The 15,212-nt window shown below is 44.4% G+C and carries 13 protein-coding genes and 5 tRNA genes; 17 read left to right on the top strand and 1 reads right to left on the bottom strand.

What is annotated here, in order from left to right; translation table 11 throughout:
- The first annotated feature begins 160 nt into the window (after positions 1–160).
- The 11 genes from ACG3M1_RS15915 to ACG3M1_RS15865 all read left to right on the top strand — a co-directional run bounded on the left by ACG3M1_RS15915 (position 161) and on the right by ACG3M1_RS15865 (position 12,215).
- Positions 161–1,114 carry an RluA family pseudouridine synthase gene (locus ACG3M1_RS15915; RefSeq protein ID WP_021420042.1) on the top strand — a complete coding sequence of 318 codons (954 nt, stop codon included), beginning with the start codon at positions 161–163 and terminating at the stop codon, positions 1,112–1,114.
- A 414-nt stretch (positions 1,115–1,528) separates the two neighbouring features.
- The gene (locus tag ACG3M1_RS15910) at positions 1,529–2,785 is read left to right on the top strand and encodes a cation:proton antiporter (protein ID WP_008817722.1); all 1,257 of its coding nucleotides are present in this window, start codon (positions 1,529–1,531) and stop codon (positions 2,783–2,785) included.
- A gap of 797 nt (positions 2,786–3,582) precedes the next feature.
- Positions 3,583–3,894, top strand: coding sequence for a hypothetical protein (locus ACG3M1_RS15905; protein ID WP_008817721.1), 312 nt, complete (start codon positions 3,583–3,585; stop codon positions 3,892–3,894).
- A 39-nt stretch (positions 3,895–3,933) separates the two neighbouring features.
- Positions 3,934–4,980 (top strand): V-type ATPase subunit, encoded by a 1,047-nt coding sequence (locus ACG3M1_RS15900; protein WP_008817720.1) that lies wholly within the window; start codon positions 3,934–3,936, stop codon positions 4,978–4,980.
- Between the two features lie 14 nt (positions 4,981–4,994).
- On the top strand, positions 4,995–6,917 hold the full coding sequence (locus ACG3M1_RS15895) for a V-type ATP synthase subunit I (protein ID WP_008817719.1): 1,923 nt from the start codon (positions 4,995–4,997) through the stop codon (positions 6,915–6,917).
- Between the two features lie 14 nt (positions 6,918–6,931).
- On the top strand, positions 6,932–7,375 hold the full coding sequence (locus ACG3M1_RS15890; RefSeq protein WP_002609959.1) for an ATP synthase subunit C: 444 nt from the start codon (positions 6,932–6,934) through the stop codon (positions 7,373–7,375).
- Between the two features lie 18 nt (positions 7,376–7,393).
- The gene (locus ACG3M1_RS15885; RefSeq protein WP_008817718.1) at positions 7,394–7,702 is read left to right on the top strand and encodes a V-type ATP synthase subunit F; all 309 of its coding nucleotides are present in this window, start codon (positions 7,394–7,396) and stop codon (positions 7,700–7,702) included.
- A 10-nt stretch (positions 7,703–7,712) separates the two neighbouring features.
- On the top strand, positions 7,713–8,309 hold the full coding sequence (locus tag ACG3M1_RS15880; protein WP_009270752.1) for a V-type ATP synthase subunit E: 597 nt from the start codon (positions 7,713–7,715) through the stop codon (positions 8,307–8,309).
- A 34-nt stretch (positions 8,310–8,343) separates the two neighbouring features.
- Positions 8,344–10,095 carry a V-type ATP synthase subunit A gene (locus tag ACG3M1_RS15875; protein ID WP_008817716.1) on the top strand — a complete coding sequence of 584 codons (1,752 nt, stop codon included), beginning with the start codon at positions 8,344–8,346 and terminating at the stop codon, positions 10,093–10,095.
- A gap of 12 nt (positions 10,096–10,107) precedes the next feature.
- Positions 10,108–11,550 (top strand): V-type ATP synthase subunit B, encoded by a 1,443-nt coding sequence (locus ACG3M1_RS15870; protein WP_008817715.1) that lies wholly within the window; start codon positions 10,108–10,110, stop codon positions 11,548–11,550.
- 2 nt (positions 11,551–11,552) lie between these two features.
- Positions 11,553–12,215 (top strand): V-type ATP synthase subunit D, encoded by a 663-nt coding sequence (locus tag ACG3M1_RS15865; RefSeq protein ID WP_008817714.1) that lies wholly within the window; start codon positions 11,553–11,555, stop codon positions 12,213–12,215.
- A gap of 120 nt (positions 12,216–12,335) precedes the next feature.
- Here ACG3M1_RS15865 and ACG3M1_RS15860 read toward each other — a convergent pair whose 3' ends face one another.
- Entirely contained in the window at positions 12,336–13,688 is a 1,353-nt protein-coding gene (locus ACG3M1_RS15860; RefSeq protein WP_009270751.1) for an IS4 family transposase, read from the bottom strand.
- Between the two features lie 517 nt (positions 13,689–14,205).
- On the opposite strand from ACG3M1_RS15860, the gene ACG3M1_RS15855 reads away from it, so the two are divergent.
- The 6 genes from ACG3M1_RS15855 to ACG3M1_RS15830 all read left to right on the top strand — a co-directional run bounded on the left by ACG3M1_RS15855 (position 14,206) and on the right by ACG3M1_RS15830 (position 15,204).
- Entirely contained in the window at positions 14,206–14,565 is a 360-nt protein-coding gene (locus ACG3M1_RS15855; RefSeq protein WP_009270750.1) for an iron chaperone, read from the top strand.
- Between the two features lie 185 nt (positions 14,566–14,750).
- Positions 14,751–14,827, top strand: a tRNA-Arg gene (locus ACG3M1_RS15850).
- 7 nt (positions 14,828–14,834) lie between these two features.
- Positions 14,835–14,911 (top strand) — tRNA-Pro (locus ACG3M1_RS15845).
- An 18-nt stretch (positions 14,912–14,929) separates the two neighbouring features.
- Positions 14,930–15,006, top strand: a tRNA-Met gene (locus ACG3M1_RS15840).
- A gap of 12 nt (positions 15,007–15,018) precedes the next feature.
- Positions 15,019–15,095: transfer RNA gene (locus ACG3M1_RS15835), tRNA-Ile, on the top strand.
- A gap of 18 nt (positions 15,096–15,113) precedes the next feature.
- Positions 15,114–15,204, top strand: a tRNA-Ser gene (locus tag ACG3M1_RS15830).
- Positions 15,205–15,212 lie beyond the last annotated feature (8 nt).

The following is a 15,212-nucleotide window of genomic DNA, read 5'->3' as shown; positions in this document are numbered from 1 at the left end:
GATTATGCAATGCAAGTACGGTATAATATACAGGGAAAAGATAACAATTCATGGAAAAATGCTGTCTCCGTGGGGATACTGCATAGGATCTGTTCTGAAAGCCTGCAGCATCTATCAGGGATTTGCTGTGAATTGATATCATGAAAGGTGAGGAATGTGTATGAAAGAATTCATTATCAATGAAAACGATGCGGATCAGCGGGTGGATAAGTTTATACAGAAAACGATGAAGACCATGCCCAAGAGCCTGATGTATAAATATATAAGGAATAAGAAAATCAAGGTGAATCGGAAACGCTGTGAGATTTCCCAGCGACTGCAGGTGGGAGACACCATGCAGTGCTATATCCCCGAGGAGTTTTATGAAGTAGCAACCATGCGCAGCTTTCTACAGGTCCCGAATGCACTGGATGTGGTCTATGAGGATGATGCTGTTCTGCTGATCAACAAGCCCAAGGGACTTCGCGCACACAGTGACACCAGTGAGGTGCAGGATAATCTGGCAGACCGCCTGCTGCATTATCTGTATTGTAAAAAAGAATACGATCCAACCACTGAACAAAGCTTTACCCCTGCCTTGTGCCATCGTATCGACCGAAACACGCAGGGGCTGGTAATTGCGGCTAAAACAGCTGCGGCTCTTCGCTGCATGAATGAAAAAATCGCACTTCGTCAGGTGGAAAAGAAATATCTGTGTATCGTACAGGGGAAATTGAAAAAAAAGCAGGATCATATCGTGCTGTATCATCGAAAGAATGAGCAAAATACGGCGGAGGTTATCGATCGTGAGCGGGAAGGCTATACCCGCATGGAAACAGGCTATCGTGTTTTGCAGGAGGCAGAGCGCTACTCTCTTGTTGAGGTGGAGCTGCACAGCGGTAAAAGTCATCAGATTCGAGCTCTTATGAGCTGGCTGGGACATCCTCTGCTGGGCGATGTAAAATACGGGGCGAGGAAGACAAAAGAGAAGACTTATCAGGCACTCTGTGCGTATCATGTGGCATTTCATTTTCAGGGGGATGCGTGCTGTCTGCAGTATCTCAACGGCAGAGCATTCGAGCTGCAGGATACCGATATTGAGCGGCAGTTTGCGGATATCGCAAGACCGTTTTGAAATGGTATAACGGCATGCCTTTGACTCTTTCAAAGATACGAGCCGGACGTTATCGGATAGATACGGTCCTTTGAAAATCGTAAAATAGACCGGTGTACCCACAGAACCTGTAGCATTCCCCCCATCTTCACTTGCTTCATGTAAAATCGCATGCACAAGACTTATTCTAATAGAACTTCATGCACAGATACTGGCAGGAAACAGTATGCAATAAAATGACTGGCAAAGGATCATGACCTTTATGAAAACTGCGGCCTGTGCTAGAAACGTATGTTATTTCATATATACACTGTCTGGTTGATCATTGAATCGCAGCACTGGAAATAAATACCGGATAGAATTTGAATGAAATCGCTTGCTTTTATGAAAAAGGGGTGTATAATCAGTTAAGTTGAAAATAAAAGGAGAGAGTTTATGGAATCTTATCGTTACCTGCTGGACGTGGCGCTGATTCTGCTCAGTACGAAAGTATTCGGACTGCTGACAAGAAGAATCGAAATGCCGCAGGTCGTTGGGGCGCTGGTTGCAGGACTGCTGCTGGGGCCGGCATGCTTTAATATCGTACAGGAATCGGAATTCCTGGATCATATTGCGGAAATCGGTGTTATCGTACTGATGTTCTCCGCCGGTCTGGAAACAGATATATCCGAGCTGAAGAAAAGCGGCAGAAACAGCTTTGTCATTGCCGTTATCGGTGTACTGGTTCCGCTGATTGCCGGTTATGTGCTGGCATCCTTCTTCAATACGGAGCCTACAGCATTTCTGCAGAACATGTTTATCGGCGTCATTCTGACGGCAACCTCCGTCAGTATCTCAGTGGAAACGCTGAAGGAGATGGGAAAGCTGTCCACACCGAGCGGCAATGCCATCCTTGGGGCGGCTTTGATAGATGATATTTTGGGAATTGTCGCATTGACCATCATTACCGGTATGGCGGATACATCCGTACAGCTAACAGAGGTTATGCTGAAAATCGTTGCCTTCTTCGTGCTGGCTGTTATCGTTGGTATATTTGCACGTAAGGGTATCGAAAAGCTGTTTGACCGTTATCAAAAGGTACACCGCCGCTTTTCTATTCTGAGCTTTGCCTTCTGTCTGCTGTTTGCCTATGTTGCGGAAGCCTTCTTCGGGGTTGCGGATATCACCGGTGCATTTATCGCAGGATTGATTATCAGTGGTACGAGCCGCTGCAATTATGTGCAGATGCGTATTGAAACCCTGTCTTATTTATTGATTTCCCCGGTGTTCTTTGCCAGCATTGGCTTGAAGGTTGTGCTGCCGGAAATGAGTACCAGCATTATGATATTCTCGGTACTGCTTCTGGTTCTGGCAATTCTGACAAAGATCGTTGGCTGCGGTCTGGGGGCGAAGCTGTGCCGGTATGAGAACATACAGAGTCTTCGAATCGGCATCGGCATGGTATCCCGCGGTGAGGTCGCTCTGATTGTCGCCAGCAAGGGGATGAAGGTTGGCTTGATGAATGAGGCATTTTTCGGCCCGATTATCATTATGGTTGTACTGACAACTGTGATAACCCCGATTCTGTTGAAAATTGTTTTCAAGGATCGTGAAAATGACCCGGATGTATATGCATCCTCGGAGCTGATTGAGGACTATGAGAAGATTGAACAGAATGAAAAGCTGGCACAAAAGGTGCTGGAACAGAGCTGATTGCTTCCGAAAGCTGCCAAAGCTGCGAACTATTGGATAATCACCTGATTCCAAATTGCAGGATTGCTTTCCTATATAAATATAGAGGATCACATTCATGGATTCAAATATGCAGATTTTATCCGTACAGATAAGGTCTGTTTTTTTCTTGTATTCTGCGGATATACAGCTTTAAATATTCTATGCGCAAGACATTATAGTCGCCTGTTTTTTTTGCTTATTGCAAAGCTGATATGCGTTAGGGCAGATGAGGTATGTCTTTCTGTATGGAATCACCATATAAAGAATGGTAAGTTTCGAATCGGTTGATGCCTTGTTGAAGAGGGTATGGAAAGGAAGGCCTCTTTGCAGCTGATGTGCAGTTGTGCCTCTTTCATGGTGCAGACCGTCCGCAATATGTGATAGGAGGTATTCCTTTTATGAGCAGCTGAAAAATTTAGAGAATTTATGTTTTGTTTATATTTTCCATAATTGAAATTTTCAATTATGGAATATGGAACAGCATGTACGAAGGCAGCCCTTGAACAGTATTTTAAATCAGAAACAACAACCAACAGCCGTGTACAGAAAAAGGGGTTTCAGTATCGCTTTGTTTACAAAATTTTCATAAGGTAAAAAATACACGAAAAATGGATGGAAAACCGCAATTTTTACAGGGGTTTTGCGGAACCGATTTTATAATAAAAAGGAGTGAAATCTTTGCTTGCACACCAAAATAAAAAGGTGTATACTTCTAGAAGTTTGGTGAACGGCCAAACGAATCGGTGATATAATAAGGATAAAGGAGGTGTCGTTTTTTGGAAGAAATCATTCGTAAAATCGTAGATGCCGACAAGCAGGCAAGAGCGCGTGTTGAGCAGAAACAGCAGGAACGCCACAATATCCAGAATCTGATACAGGACCAGAGTATGGAAATCAGAGAAAAGTATCGAAAGGAAACAGAAGACTGTATAGCGAAGAAGCGCGAACAGATGGATGCGGATTTGCAGAATGCTATGCAGCAGGAAGAAGCAGCCTATGAGGAATCGCTCAATGCTCTCCAGCAGAAATATGAGGAGCATAAGGAGGAGTGGGTTTCACAGATTGTAAAACGAACGCTGGCGATGTAGTTATGTGTTCGCCTGTACACGTTGGGAGGTGATGTGTATATGAGTATGGCAGAAGGTGTTATTGTGGCGAAGGCCAGAAGCATGCATGGGGAAGCGCTGAGTGAAGAAATGTATCAGGAGCTGCTGCATAAGAAAAGCGTGGCGGAAATCGCCGGTTACCTGAAGCATGAGACCTCCTATGCCGCTGCCCTGAAGGATGTGCGTGAGAACAATATTCACCGAGGTCAGCTGGAAAGTATCCTGCGACAGGAAATTTTCAAGAAAACCATGAAATTATACCGTTATGCGGATGCGGCCATGAAGCCGTATTACCGGCTGCATATGCAGCAGATTGAAATCGATTTGATTCTGTCCCGTATCCGGGTACTGATTTCCCGGGAGTATGAAGCTGCCATTGCGGAATTTCCTATCTTTCTAAAGTCGTACACCAGCTTTGATCTGCTGCGGCTGGGGAATGTTCATAGCTATGATGAGCTGCTGGATGTTTTAAAGCATACGATGTATTATGCGGTACTGCTTCCTTACCGTGTGAAAAAGGGTGAGGAAAATGATATTGACTATACAAAGATTGAAACACAGCTGCAGATGCAGCATTACACCCATACCTTTCAGGTGATTGACAAAACGCTGAAGGGAAAAAGCAGAAAAGCAGTCAAGCAGTATTTCGCAACCCAGATTGAGCTTAGCAACATTGAAAAGATTTACCGCTACAAAAAATACTTCAATGCCCGTGAGGATGTCATTCGTGAATCGCTGGTACCGGTGCATGAGCATCTGTCCGCCGCATTTGTGGAAGAGCTGATTGCACAGCCGAATGCGCGTGCATTTATCAAGCTGCTGCAAAGCAGCACGTATCGTCTGGGAATTGAGGATATGGAGAAGGATTATGTATACATCGAACACTATACCGATTCCTTTCTGTATGCATTGGCAAAGAAGAATATCTATTATTCTCTCGATGCCCCCCTGGTATATTCCAGCTATCTGTATACCGCAGAGCGTGAGCTGGAAAATATCATCAATATTATTGAAGGTGTGCGTTATCATGTATCCATTGAGGATATGGAGCGCATGCTGATCTACTAGAAAGGAGAATGTTCATGGCAATTTCAAAAATGAAACTGGTCAACATCCTTGCGGATAATGAATATCTCAACGATGTACTTTTGAAATTCGTGGAACTGGATTACTTTCATCCGGAACCGGCCAGTAAGTTTGTGGACAGTGTACACGGACTTACCACGCTGAGTGATGAAAACCCGATAACCGATGTACTGACGCATTTCAATGAGGTGCTGCAGGACATGGATATGACGCTTCCGGTGAAGGACGTAAAAAACGGTGCGTATGATCTGGAAGGCATCCGCAAGTATATTGATTCCATCCACGAGCGCTTTGAAAACGGGGCTGCAATACGCCGCGAGCTGGAGACTGTTATCCAGGAAAACCGCGATGCGCTGACGCAGGTCCGCAATATAGAAAGCATTGATTTGAATCTGGATGATCTGTTTGAATGCAAGTATATCAAGATTCGTTTCGGAAGACTGCCGATCGACAGTGTCGAAAAGCTGCAGTATTACCGCAACCGCCCGTTTGTATTCAAGTCATTCAGTACGGATGATACGTATAGCTGGTGTGTATATTTCACAACCGCGAAATACGAGGGAGATGTGGACAATATTTTCTCCTCTCTGTACTTTGAACGTATCCGTATTCCGGAATTCGTCCATGGAAATCCGATTCAGGCCAAAGAGAATCTGCAGGAGGAAATCGACAACGATCTCAAGCAGCTGCAGCATGTCAATGAAGTCATTGAAGCTCTGAAGGCGGAATGCATTGACAATTTCGCTGACATCAAGGCGGAACTGGAGTTTATAAACCATACCTTTGAAGCCAGAAAATATGTACTGGGTCTCGGTGAAAGATTTTCCATTACAGGTTTTGTGGTTGAAGAAGATGTGCCAAAATTGAAGGAATCATTCTCGAATTTGAAGGAGGTGGAAATCGAAGTCAGGCCTGCCCATAGCGACAAGCGACTTTCGCCTCCGACCAAATTAAAGAATGGGTGGTTTGCCAGGCCCTTCTCGATGTTTGTAGAAATGTATGGCACTCCCGAATATGAAGGAATCGATCCAACGCCCTTTGTAGCGTTTACGTATTCACTTCTGTTCGGTATTATGTTTGGAGACCTGGGACAGGGATTTGTTCTGATCCTGGTCGGATATCTGTTTTATAAATGGAAAGGGATGCGGCTTGGGGAAATCGGTATGCGTATCGGTATCTTCTCCAGTATCTTCGGTATTGTATACGGTTCTGTATTCGGTAACGAGGAGCTGCTGAATCCTTTGTATAAGACCGTATTTGGTCTATCTGAGAAGCCGGTTGAGGTTATGACCAGCAATTTCATTCCCGTACTGCTTGTCATGGCAGTGGGGCTGGGAGCTGTTTTAATCGTAATCAGTATCGGCATCAATCTGTATCTGCAGATCAAAAACAAAAACTACGGCGAGCTGTTCTTTTCACAGAACGGGATTGCCGGACTTGTCTTCTATATTTCCCTGGTTGGAGGAGGCGCTTATCAGCTGTTGAGCGGAGTCAGCGTCATCACCAATCCGGTATTTGCCATTGTCTTTCTGCTTGTACCGCTGGTACTGATTTTCCTGAAGGAGGCACTGGAAAGAAAAATGGAGAAAAAGGAGATGTTTCCGGATGGCTTTGGAGGCTTCTTTGTGGAAAGCTTCTTCGAGCTGTTTGAAATCTGTCTGTCCTTTATCACCAATACCATCTCCTACCTGCGTGTCGGCGGCTTCGTCCTGTCACATGCCGGTATGATGATGGCTGTTATGCTGATTATGGACATGGCCGGAGGTGCCGGATGGATCGTGATGATTCTCGGTAATATCTTCGTCATGTGTCTGGAGGGTATGATCGTCGGAATCCAGGTGCTTCGTCTGGAATTCTATGAAATGTTTTCCCGTTATTTCACGGGGAACGGTATTATGTTTAAATCACTGAATGATTAAAAGGAGGAACTATCATGTTAAACATGTTTGAACTTTTATTACCGCTTATTCTGATCGCGCTGATTTCTTTACCGCTGGTGAATGTATTCCGTGGAAAGAAGAGTGTATCCGTAGCAAAACGCCGTATGATTACGCACGTCTGCTTCTTCTTTGCAATCGTATTGGGAACAGTGTTCTTCAGTGCTACGAAGGCTTATGCTGCAGGTGCTGATGATGTCACAATGAAAATGGCCGGCTCCATCGGTCAGGGTCTGGGCTTTATCGCCGCTGCACTTGCGACCGGACTTTCCGCACTTGGTGCAGGTATCGCCGTTGCTGCCGCTGCACCTGCCGCAATCGGAGCATTCTCTGAAAATGAGAAGAACTTCGGTAAATCCATGATCTTCGTTGCCCTGGGTGAAGGTGTTGCTATCTACGGTCTTCTAATCTCTATCTTCATTATCTTCATGAAGCTGTAATACGGGTGGTGATCATTCGTGAAATTCTACCTGCTCAGTGATAACATCGATACCCAGATGGGGATGCGTCTGGCAGGGATCGAAGGGGTGGTTGTCCATGAGCGTCATGAGGTTCTGGAGGAGCTGGAGCGTGTGATGCATATGGAGGATATAGCTATCGTTTTAATGACGACAAAGCTGATCGAAACCTGCCCCGAGGTTATTTCTGAATTAAAACTGAAACAAAAGAAACCGCTGATTGTCGAGATTCCCGACCGTCATGGCTCCGCAAAGATCGGAGAGACCATTGACCGCTATGTATCCGAGGCAATCGGTGTGAAACTATGAGGTGTTTGCTATGCTAGATGACAAAATTAAATTGGAGCAGTACTTTGAGGAAGAGATAAAACGAGTTAGCGACATCGAGATTGCCGGTATTGAACAGGAAATAGATGAAATCCGAAAAAAATCCATGGAGGGCCTGGAGCTGGAAGCACAACGTGAGGCTGGACTTACCAGAGAACAGGAGCTGAAGGAAATGGCCAGCGAGCATGCCATTCGGCTAAGCAAGGCACATGAGGAAACGAATCGCAGACTTATGAAAAAACGCCGTGAGCTTACCGATGCGGTATTCAGGGCCGCAAAACAGCAGCTGAAGGAATTTGCCATCCGTAAGGATTATGTAGAGCTTTTAAAGAAAAAAGCTTCTGATCTGGCACAGCTGGGTTATGAACAGGTTGTGTTTTATGTCGCAGACAGAGATCAGGCTGTTTTGAAGGATATCTGTGAGGCGTATGGAAAGCCCTGTGAGGGGAAATGCGATGCAGATATTCTGCTTGGAGGATTTCGCATGGAATGTGAGGAAAAAGGAATCGTTGTAGATGAAACCTTTGACACCGGCATCGATGAACAGAAAGACTGGTTCTATACGAACTCCGGATTGTTTATAAAATAAATTGCATACGAAACCGTATGATTGAGGTGATAATGTGAGTGAAAATGTTATATATTCCATCAACGGTCCAGTCGTAAAGGTCCAAAATGCAGTCGACTTCTCCATGCTGGAGAAAGTATATGTCGGTCATAAACGTCTGATGGGAGAGGTGATTTCCATCAGCAAAGAGGCAACGACGATTCAGGTGTATGAATCCACAACAGGATTAAAGCCGGGAGAACCAGTCGAGCCTACGGGCAGTCCGATTTCTGTAACATTGGGGCCTGGTATCCTGCGTAATATCTTTGACGGCATTGAACGTCCGTTGAAGGAAATCGCAAAGGAATCCGGAGCCTTTATTGCGACCGGAAGCGATGTGGCACCGCTGGATGAAGAGGTCTTATGGGATGTAACGGTAAAGGTTTCTGTAGGGGATGAGGTTGTTCCCGGGCAGATTTTTGCGACGCTTCCGGAAACGGATCTGATCGAGCATCGCTGCATGATTCCGCCAACCCTGTATGGAACGGTTGTGGAAGCGGCAGAGAACGGAACATACAGCATCAATCAATGCATCCTGAAGGTGAAGGATGAAAAGGATAAGCTTCATGAGCTGACACTGGTACAGAAATGGCCGATCAAAACGGCACGTCCTGTAGCGGAACGATTACCGATCAGTGTGCCTTTGATTACCGGACAGCGTATTTTTGATACCCTGTTCCCGATTGCCAAGGGTGGTACGGCAGCGATTCCGGGCGGCTTTGGTACCGGAAAGACCATGACGCAGCATCAGCTGGCGAAGTGGTGTGATGCCGATATCATTGTCTATGTCGGCTGCGGTGAGCGTGGAAACGAGATGACGCAGGTTCTGGAGGAATTCTCCGAGCTGATCGACCCGAAATCCAATCGCCCGCTGACGGATCGTACCGTACTGATCGCCAACACATCCAACATGCCGGTTGCGGCACGTGAGGCGAGTATTTATACCGGTCTGACACTGGCAGAGTATTATCGTGACATGGGTTATCATGTTGCCATCATGGCAGACTCCACATCACGCTGGGCGGAGGCGCTTCGTGAAATCAGTGGACGTCTGGAGGAAATGCCGGCCGAGGAAGGCTTTCCGGCTTATCTGCCAAGTCGTATCTCACAGTTCTATGAGCGTGCCGGCTATATGAAGACACTGAATGATCAGGTGGGATCGGTATCCATCATCGGTGCCGTATCACCGCAGGGGTCTGATTTCTCTGAGCCGGTAACTCAGAACACCAAGCGATTTGTGCGCTGCTTCTGGGCGCTGGACAAACAGTTGGCCTATGCGCGTCATTATTTTGCCATCAACTGGACGGAAAGCTATTCCGAATATGTGACAGACTTAACGAAATGGTACAATAAAAATGTGGATATGCGCTTTCTGCGCAGCCGTCAGGAAATTATGAGTCTGCTGGCAGAGGAAGCGAAGCTGATGGAAATCGTAAAACTGATCGGCAGCGATGTGTTACCGGAGGATCAGAAGCTGGTTATCGAAATCTGCAAGGTCATCCGGGTAGGATATCTGCAGCAGAATGCGTTCCATAAGGATGATACGTATGTACCTTTACAAAAACAAATGAAAATGATGGATGTTATTCTGTATTTATATAAGAAATGCAAGGATCTGGTAGCACAGGGGAAACCGATGAGTCAGGTTGTGGCTTCCGGTATTTTCGACAAGGTTACCAAAATGAAATACGATGTGCCGAATGACCACATCGAGCTGCTGGATGATTACTTCCGACAGATTGATGCGGCTGTCTCACAGGTTGCGTAAGGAGGAAAGTGCATGAGTCTTCAATATGTAGGATTAAGTGAAATTAACGGACCTCTTGTCTTCCTGGATAACGTGGAAAACGCCAGCTATGAAGAGATGGTGGAAATCAAGTGCGGAGATGGAACGACACGTCTTGGAAGAGTGGTTCAGCTGGAGGGCAGGAAAGCTGCCATTCAGGTGTTTGAGGGAACCAATGGAATCTCCCTGAAAAACACAAAAACAAAATTTACAGGAAAGCCGATGGAGCTGGCGTTGTCACGCGAGATGCTGGGGCGAACCTTTAACGGAAGCGGACAGCCCATCGACGGGCTGGGAGAAATCTATGCCGAGAAAAGTGCGGATATCAACGGACAGCCGCTGAATCCGGTTTCCCGTGTATATCCGCGAAACTATATCAATACCGGTATTTCCAGTATTGATGCCTTAACGACGCTGATTCGCGGGCAGAAGCTGCCGATCTTCTCCGGATCCGGTATGCCGCACAATGAGCTGGCTGTTCAGCTTGTTAAGCAGGCGAAGATATCGGAAGGGGATGGTAAGAACTTCTGTATCGTTTTTGCAGCCATGGGTGTGAAAAATGACGTTGCGGATTATTTCAAACGCTCCTTTGAGGAAGCAGGGGTTATGGAAAAGGTTGTTATGTTCATCAATCTTTCCAATGACCCGATCATTGAGCGTACGCTGACACCGCGTTGTGCCTTAACCGCTGCAGAGTATCTGGCGTATGAGCAGGATATGCATGTACTGGTTATTCTGACAGATATCACCTCCTATTGCGAGGCGCTTCGTGAATTCTCCAGCAGTAAGGGGGAGATTCCGGGACGTAAAGGATATCCGGGATATCTGTACTCTGATTTGGCTTCGCTGTATGAAAGAGCAGGGATTGTCAAGGGTGCCGGAGGGTCTGTAACACAGATTCCGATTCTGACCATGCCCAATGATGATATTACCCATCCGATTCCTGACCTTACCGGTTATATTACCGAAGGGCAGATTGTACTGGATCGTAATCTGAACCAGATGGGTGTTTATCCGCCGGTTGGTGTTCTGCCTTCTTTGTCACGTCTGATGAAGGATGGCATCGGTGAAGGCTTTACAAGAAAGGATCATTCAGATGTTTCCAACCAGCTGTTCGCAGCCTATGCGAAGGTGCAGGATGCCAGAAGTCTGGCTTCTGTTATCGGTGAGGATGAGCTGAGTGATGTCGACAAGCAGTATATGTCCTTTGGTACGTTATTTGAGGAGCATTTCCTGAATCAGGGATTTGATGATAACCGCAGTATTGAAGAAACGCTGGATCTGGGCTGGGATCTGCTCAGTGTCCTGCCGCGTGCAGAGCTTGACCGTGTAGACAACGAGGTTCTTGAAGTGTACTACGATCATGAACGTGCGGTGAAACGCTTTGGCCTGAAGAGTGGGCCTATCATCAAGGAACTGGCATCTCAGGGTAACTGATTATGGCCAATAAACAGGTGTTTCCTACCAAAGGAAATCTGATTGCGACAAAGAAATCAAATGATCTGGCTCATATGGGCTATGAGCTGATGGATCGGAAACGGAATATCCTGACGCGTGAAATGATGTCGCTTATGGATGATGTAAAGCTGCTGCGTGATAAGATTACAATTACGTATCAGAAGGCGTACTATGCCCTGCAGCAGGCGAATATGTCTCTGGGAGTCATCAGTGATCTGGTAGAGGCAGTGCCGGTGGATACCGGTATTCATATCAGTTATCGAAGCGTCATGGGTGTGGAGATTCCAAAGATTCAATATGATAAGCAGGAGTATAAGCTGACATACGGCTTGGATCATGCGAATTCCAAGCTGGATTATGCTTACCGCTGTTTCTATAAGGTTAAGGAAATGACAGTGATTCTGGCAGAGGTGGAGAACAGTGTCTATCGGCTTGCGAATGCAATCCGCAAGGCGCAGAAGCGTGCCAATGCTCTGAAGAACATCGTAATTCCGGATTTTGAACATAATATCAAGTTCATAACGGATGCACTTGAGGAAAAGGAGCGGGAGGAGTTTTCCCGTCAGAAGGTCATCAAGGCAACCAAGGATCGAAGAAAAGCTGAAGAGTCCGCAACTCAATGTCATCAACTTAAGGTATCTTGACAAAAAAAGAGTATTCAGTATAGAGAACAATCAATATGTTCCTATAGAGGATACTTTTTTTTGAAAAATAAGTGCGCAAAAAAACACGAATTTGGCACTATCATACTATTTCACACTACATCAATAAGAATAACGATAAGTCATTCTATGTTTATTCAATCGCTTTTTCTGTCTGCTATATATGCTATTTCTGTCTTGGCGTATTGGACAGAGATGACGCATCATCTCTTTATCCATTTTTACTGATGCTTTTTTGGCTAGCTTTGGATGATCATAATACACAAATATCTTCAGTAGATAGTGTTTCAATTTTCCACTAGCATAATTTCTATTAAATGCCATCTCATATTTATATCTTTCCTGTTGTATGGTACTTAAGTTTTCTTTTGAACATACGATATCAGATACAGCATTGTATACTAATGCACATGCGTATATATCCTGCTTTATCAATTGTTCCCGATAACCTGAGAATTCTTCCATCTTTAATTGTGACTTCATGGAGCGATAGCAGGTTTCTATGTCCCAGCGCAGATGATACAGTTCCTTCATACTTTCTGTATCAAAATCAGTTTCAGAAAGATTTGTCAATAATATCTCTGTAGCTGTTCTTCCGTCATTGAGTACGATTTGGAATTTCACAAAACGTAAATGGTAGGTAGTATTCATAAGTTTTATCCGAAATGATCTATCCTCACGGAAGTGATTACTCCGCAATCTATCATATATGACATCAATCCATTTATCATCTTCATCATCACGAAGTTCTTCACATTCCCTTTTAAAATCATTTGCTTTTAATCGAAAGACAAAATATTGACCGCTTTCTAACATCTGATCGATCAGCTTAATAGAAGGATATCCTCTGTCAAATATACAAACCATTTTTGATCCTTGAGGTAAGATATCTCGTGCATAACCCAAATGATCTTCTGCGCTTGATTTCTCACTGTATTTATACGAATTTATAGATATATCTATAATACATTTATTAATGACATCAAAAATACTGGAAGCAGAACCCATCACAGGATCATTATCACCATCGTGCAATTTTGTTTTCCAAACCTCTTTATTATCTCTCCATTTAGGTATCAAAAAATCGCTTCCAGCAATCGCCATAATATAATAATCATTTAATTTTAATAATTTCTTTTCTGCATATACATCTCTGTTGATATCATGGAGAATTGTACGAAGGGCATCAGGGTTAAATTTCATCCGCGCATTAAAATAACCTGTTTGAGATATTTCTATATTTTCATCAACTTGTTCAATGAAATCAGAAATTTCATTCTTCTGTGATTTTCCGGTTGTGGCAAGCATCTGCATAAAGATATGAGGCAAAAGGATTTTTCTCTTTCTCGTATAAGCATTTTGATTATTTCCACGGATAATATCAATATATTCAGTATCGAGCAGAAAAGCGGTTCTATGAATCCTGTTTAGATAAGATTTTTCACACGACATCATAAGGACTCCTCCGGATAAACCAATAATGGTTTATTCTTAGCATAAGCAGCTTTAAGATAAGGGATCTGATCAAAAGTGACTTCTCCAAGATAAGCAACAGTCTCCTGAGAAACTTTTGTACCATTTCTAGTAGATTTCACAATACTGGCATAGATTTTGGATCCTTTTTTCCAAGTTCTCACATACATAACAGCACCATCATACACACTACAAATCAATTGAGATATATATTAAATAATGTGTAATCATCCTTTCATTTCACACTACAATTATAGCATAATTAAAGGTGAAATAGATACCCATTTTAGGTAATCATTTCACCTTTTTTCGTTTTCTATACAATAAACCACACATTTGTCAAGATACCTTAAGTTGATGACATTGAGTCCGCAACTTAGCGGCTCTTTTTTTTGATGCTGTGCTATACTAGAGATAGAGATAGAGATAGAGATAGAGATAGAGATAGAGATAGAGATAGAGGTATAAGGAAACGTGTTCATGTAAAGGAGAGGAATATATGGTAAAGGCTACGTATCGGACAATACAGGACTATGTACAGGGATGTGACGAGGAGTATCGCGCCCGCATACAGGACATACTTTCAATATGCAGAGAGCTGGTGCCGGATGCAGAGGAGAAAATCAGCTGGGGATTGCCAACATTTCTGTATCATGGGTATCTGGTGCAGGTGGGGCAGTGCAAGGGCTATATCGGCTTCTATCCGGGGAATGATGCTATTCGTGAATTTCAGGAGGAGCTTGCTTCCTATAAATGTACTAAAACGGCAATTCATCTGCCGCTGCATGAAAAACTGCCGCTTGCTTTGATTCGCAGAATACTGATTTTTTGTAAAGAATATAATGAGACACACGATTAATCCTGCAAAAGAGGAGTGAAAGCAATCGGAGAAAAAGGCACAAGTCCTTTATTTATAAGGCTATTTTGCATCTGTATAAAAAAAAACGAAAAAAATTCAAAAAAAGTCTTGCATAAATGGTCTTTCTGTTGTATTATATATGAGCGCTGATGAGAACAGCGTGAAGATAGAAAACGAAAAACGATGCGCCCATAGCTCAACTGGATAGAGCGTTTGACTACGGATCAAAAGGTTGTGGGTTCGATTCCTGCTGGGCGCGCCATTTATTTCGGGATGTAGCACAGCTTGGTAGTGCACTTGATTTGGGATCAAGGGGTCGCAGGTTCAAATCCTGTCATCCCGACCATTGTAAAATTGTAAACACGGCTGGGTAGCTTAGTTGGCTAGAGCATCCGGTTCATACCCGGAAGGTCGCGAGTTCGAGTCTCGCCCCCGCCACCAATTTTGCTAATTGGACCCTTAGCTCAGTTGGTCAGAGCATCCGGCTCATAACCGGTGGGTCGTAGGTTCGAGTCCTACAGGGTCCACCATTATGTTACCGAACATCTGGAGGAATACCCAAGTGGTTGAAGGGTCCGGTCTTGAAAACCGGTAGGTCGGGAAACTGGCGCCTGGGTTCGAATCCCAGTTCCTCCGCCATTTAAATC

It is taken from the genome of Clostridium sp. 10cd* (assembly GCF_044336395.1).
Taxonomy (GTDB): domain Bacteria; phylum Bacillota_I; class Bacilli_A; order Erysipelotrichales; family Erysipelotrichaceae; genus Clostridium_AQ; species Clostridium_AQ innocuum.
The sequence above is the reverse complement of the archived record's forward strand: the minus strand, read 5'-3'. Positions and strand labels throughout refer to the sequence as shown.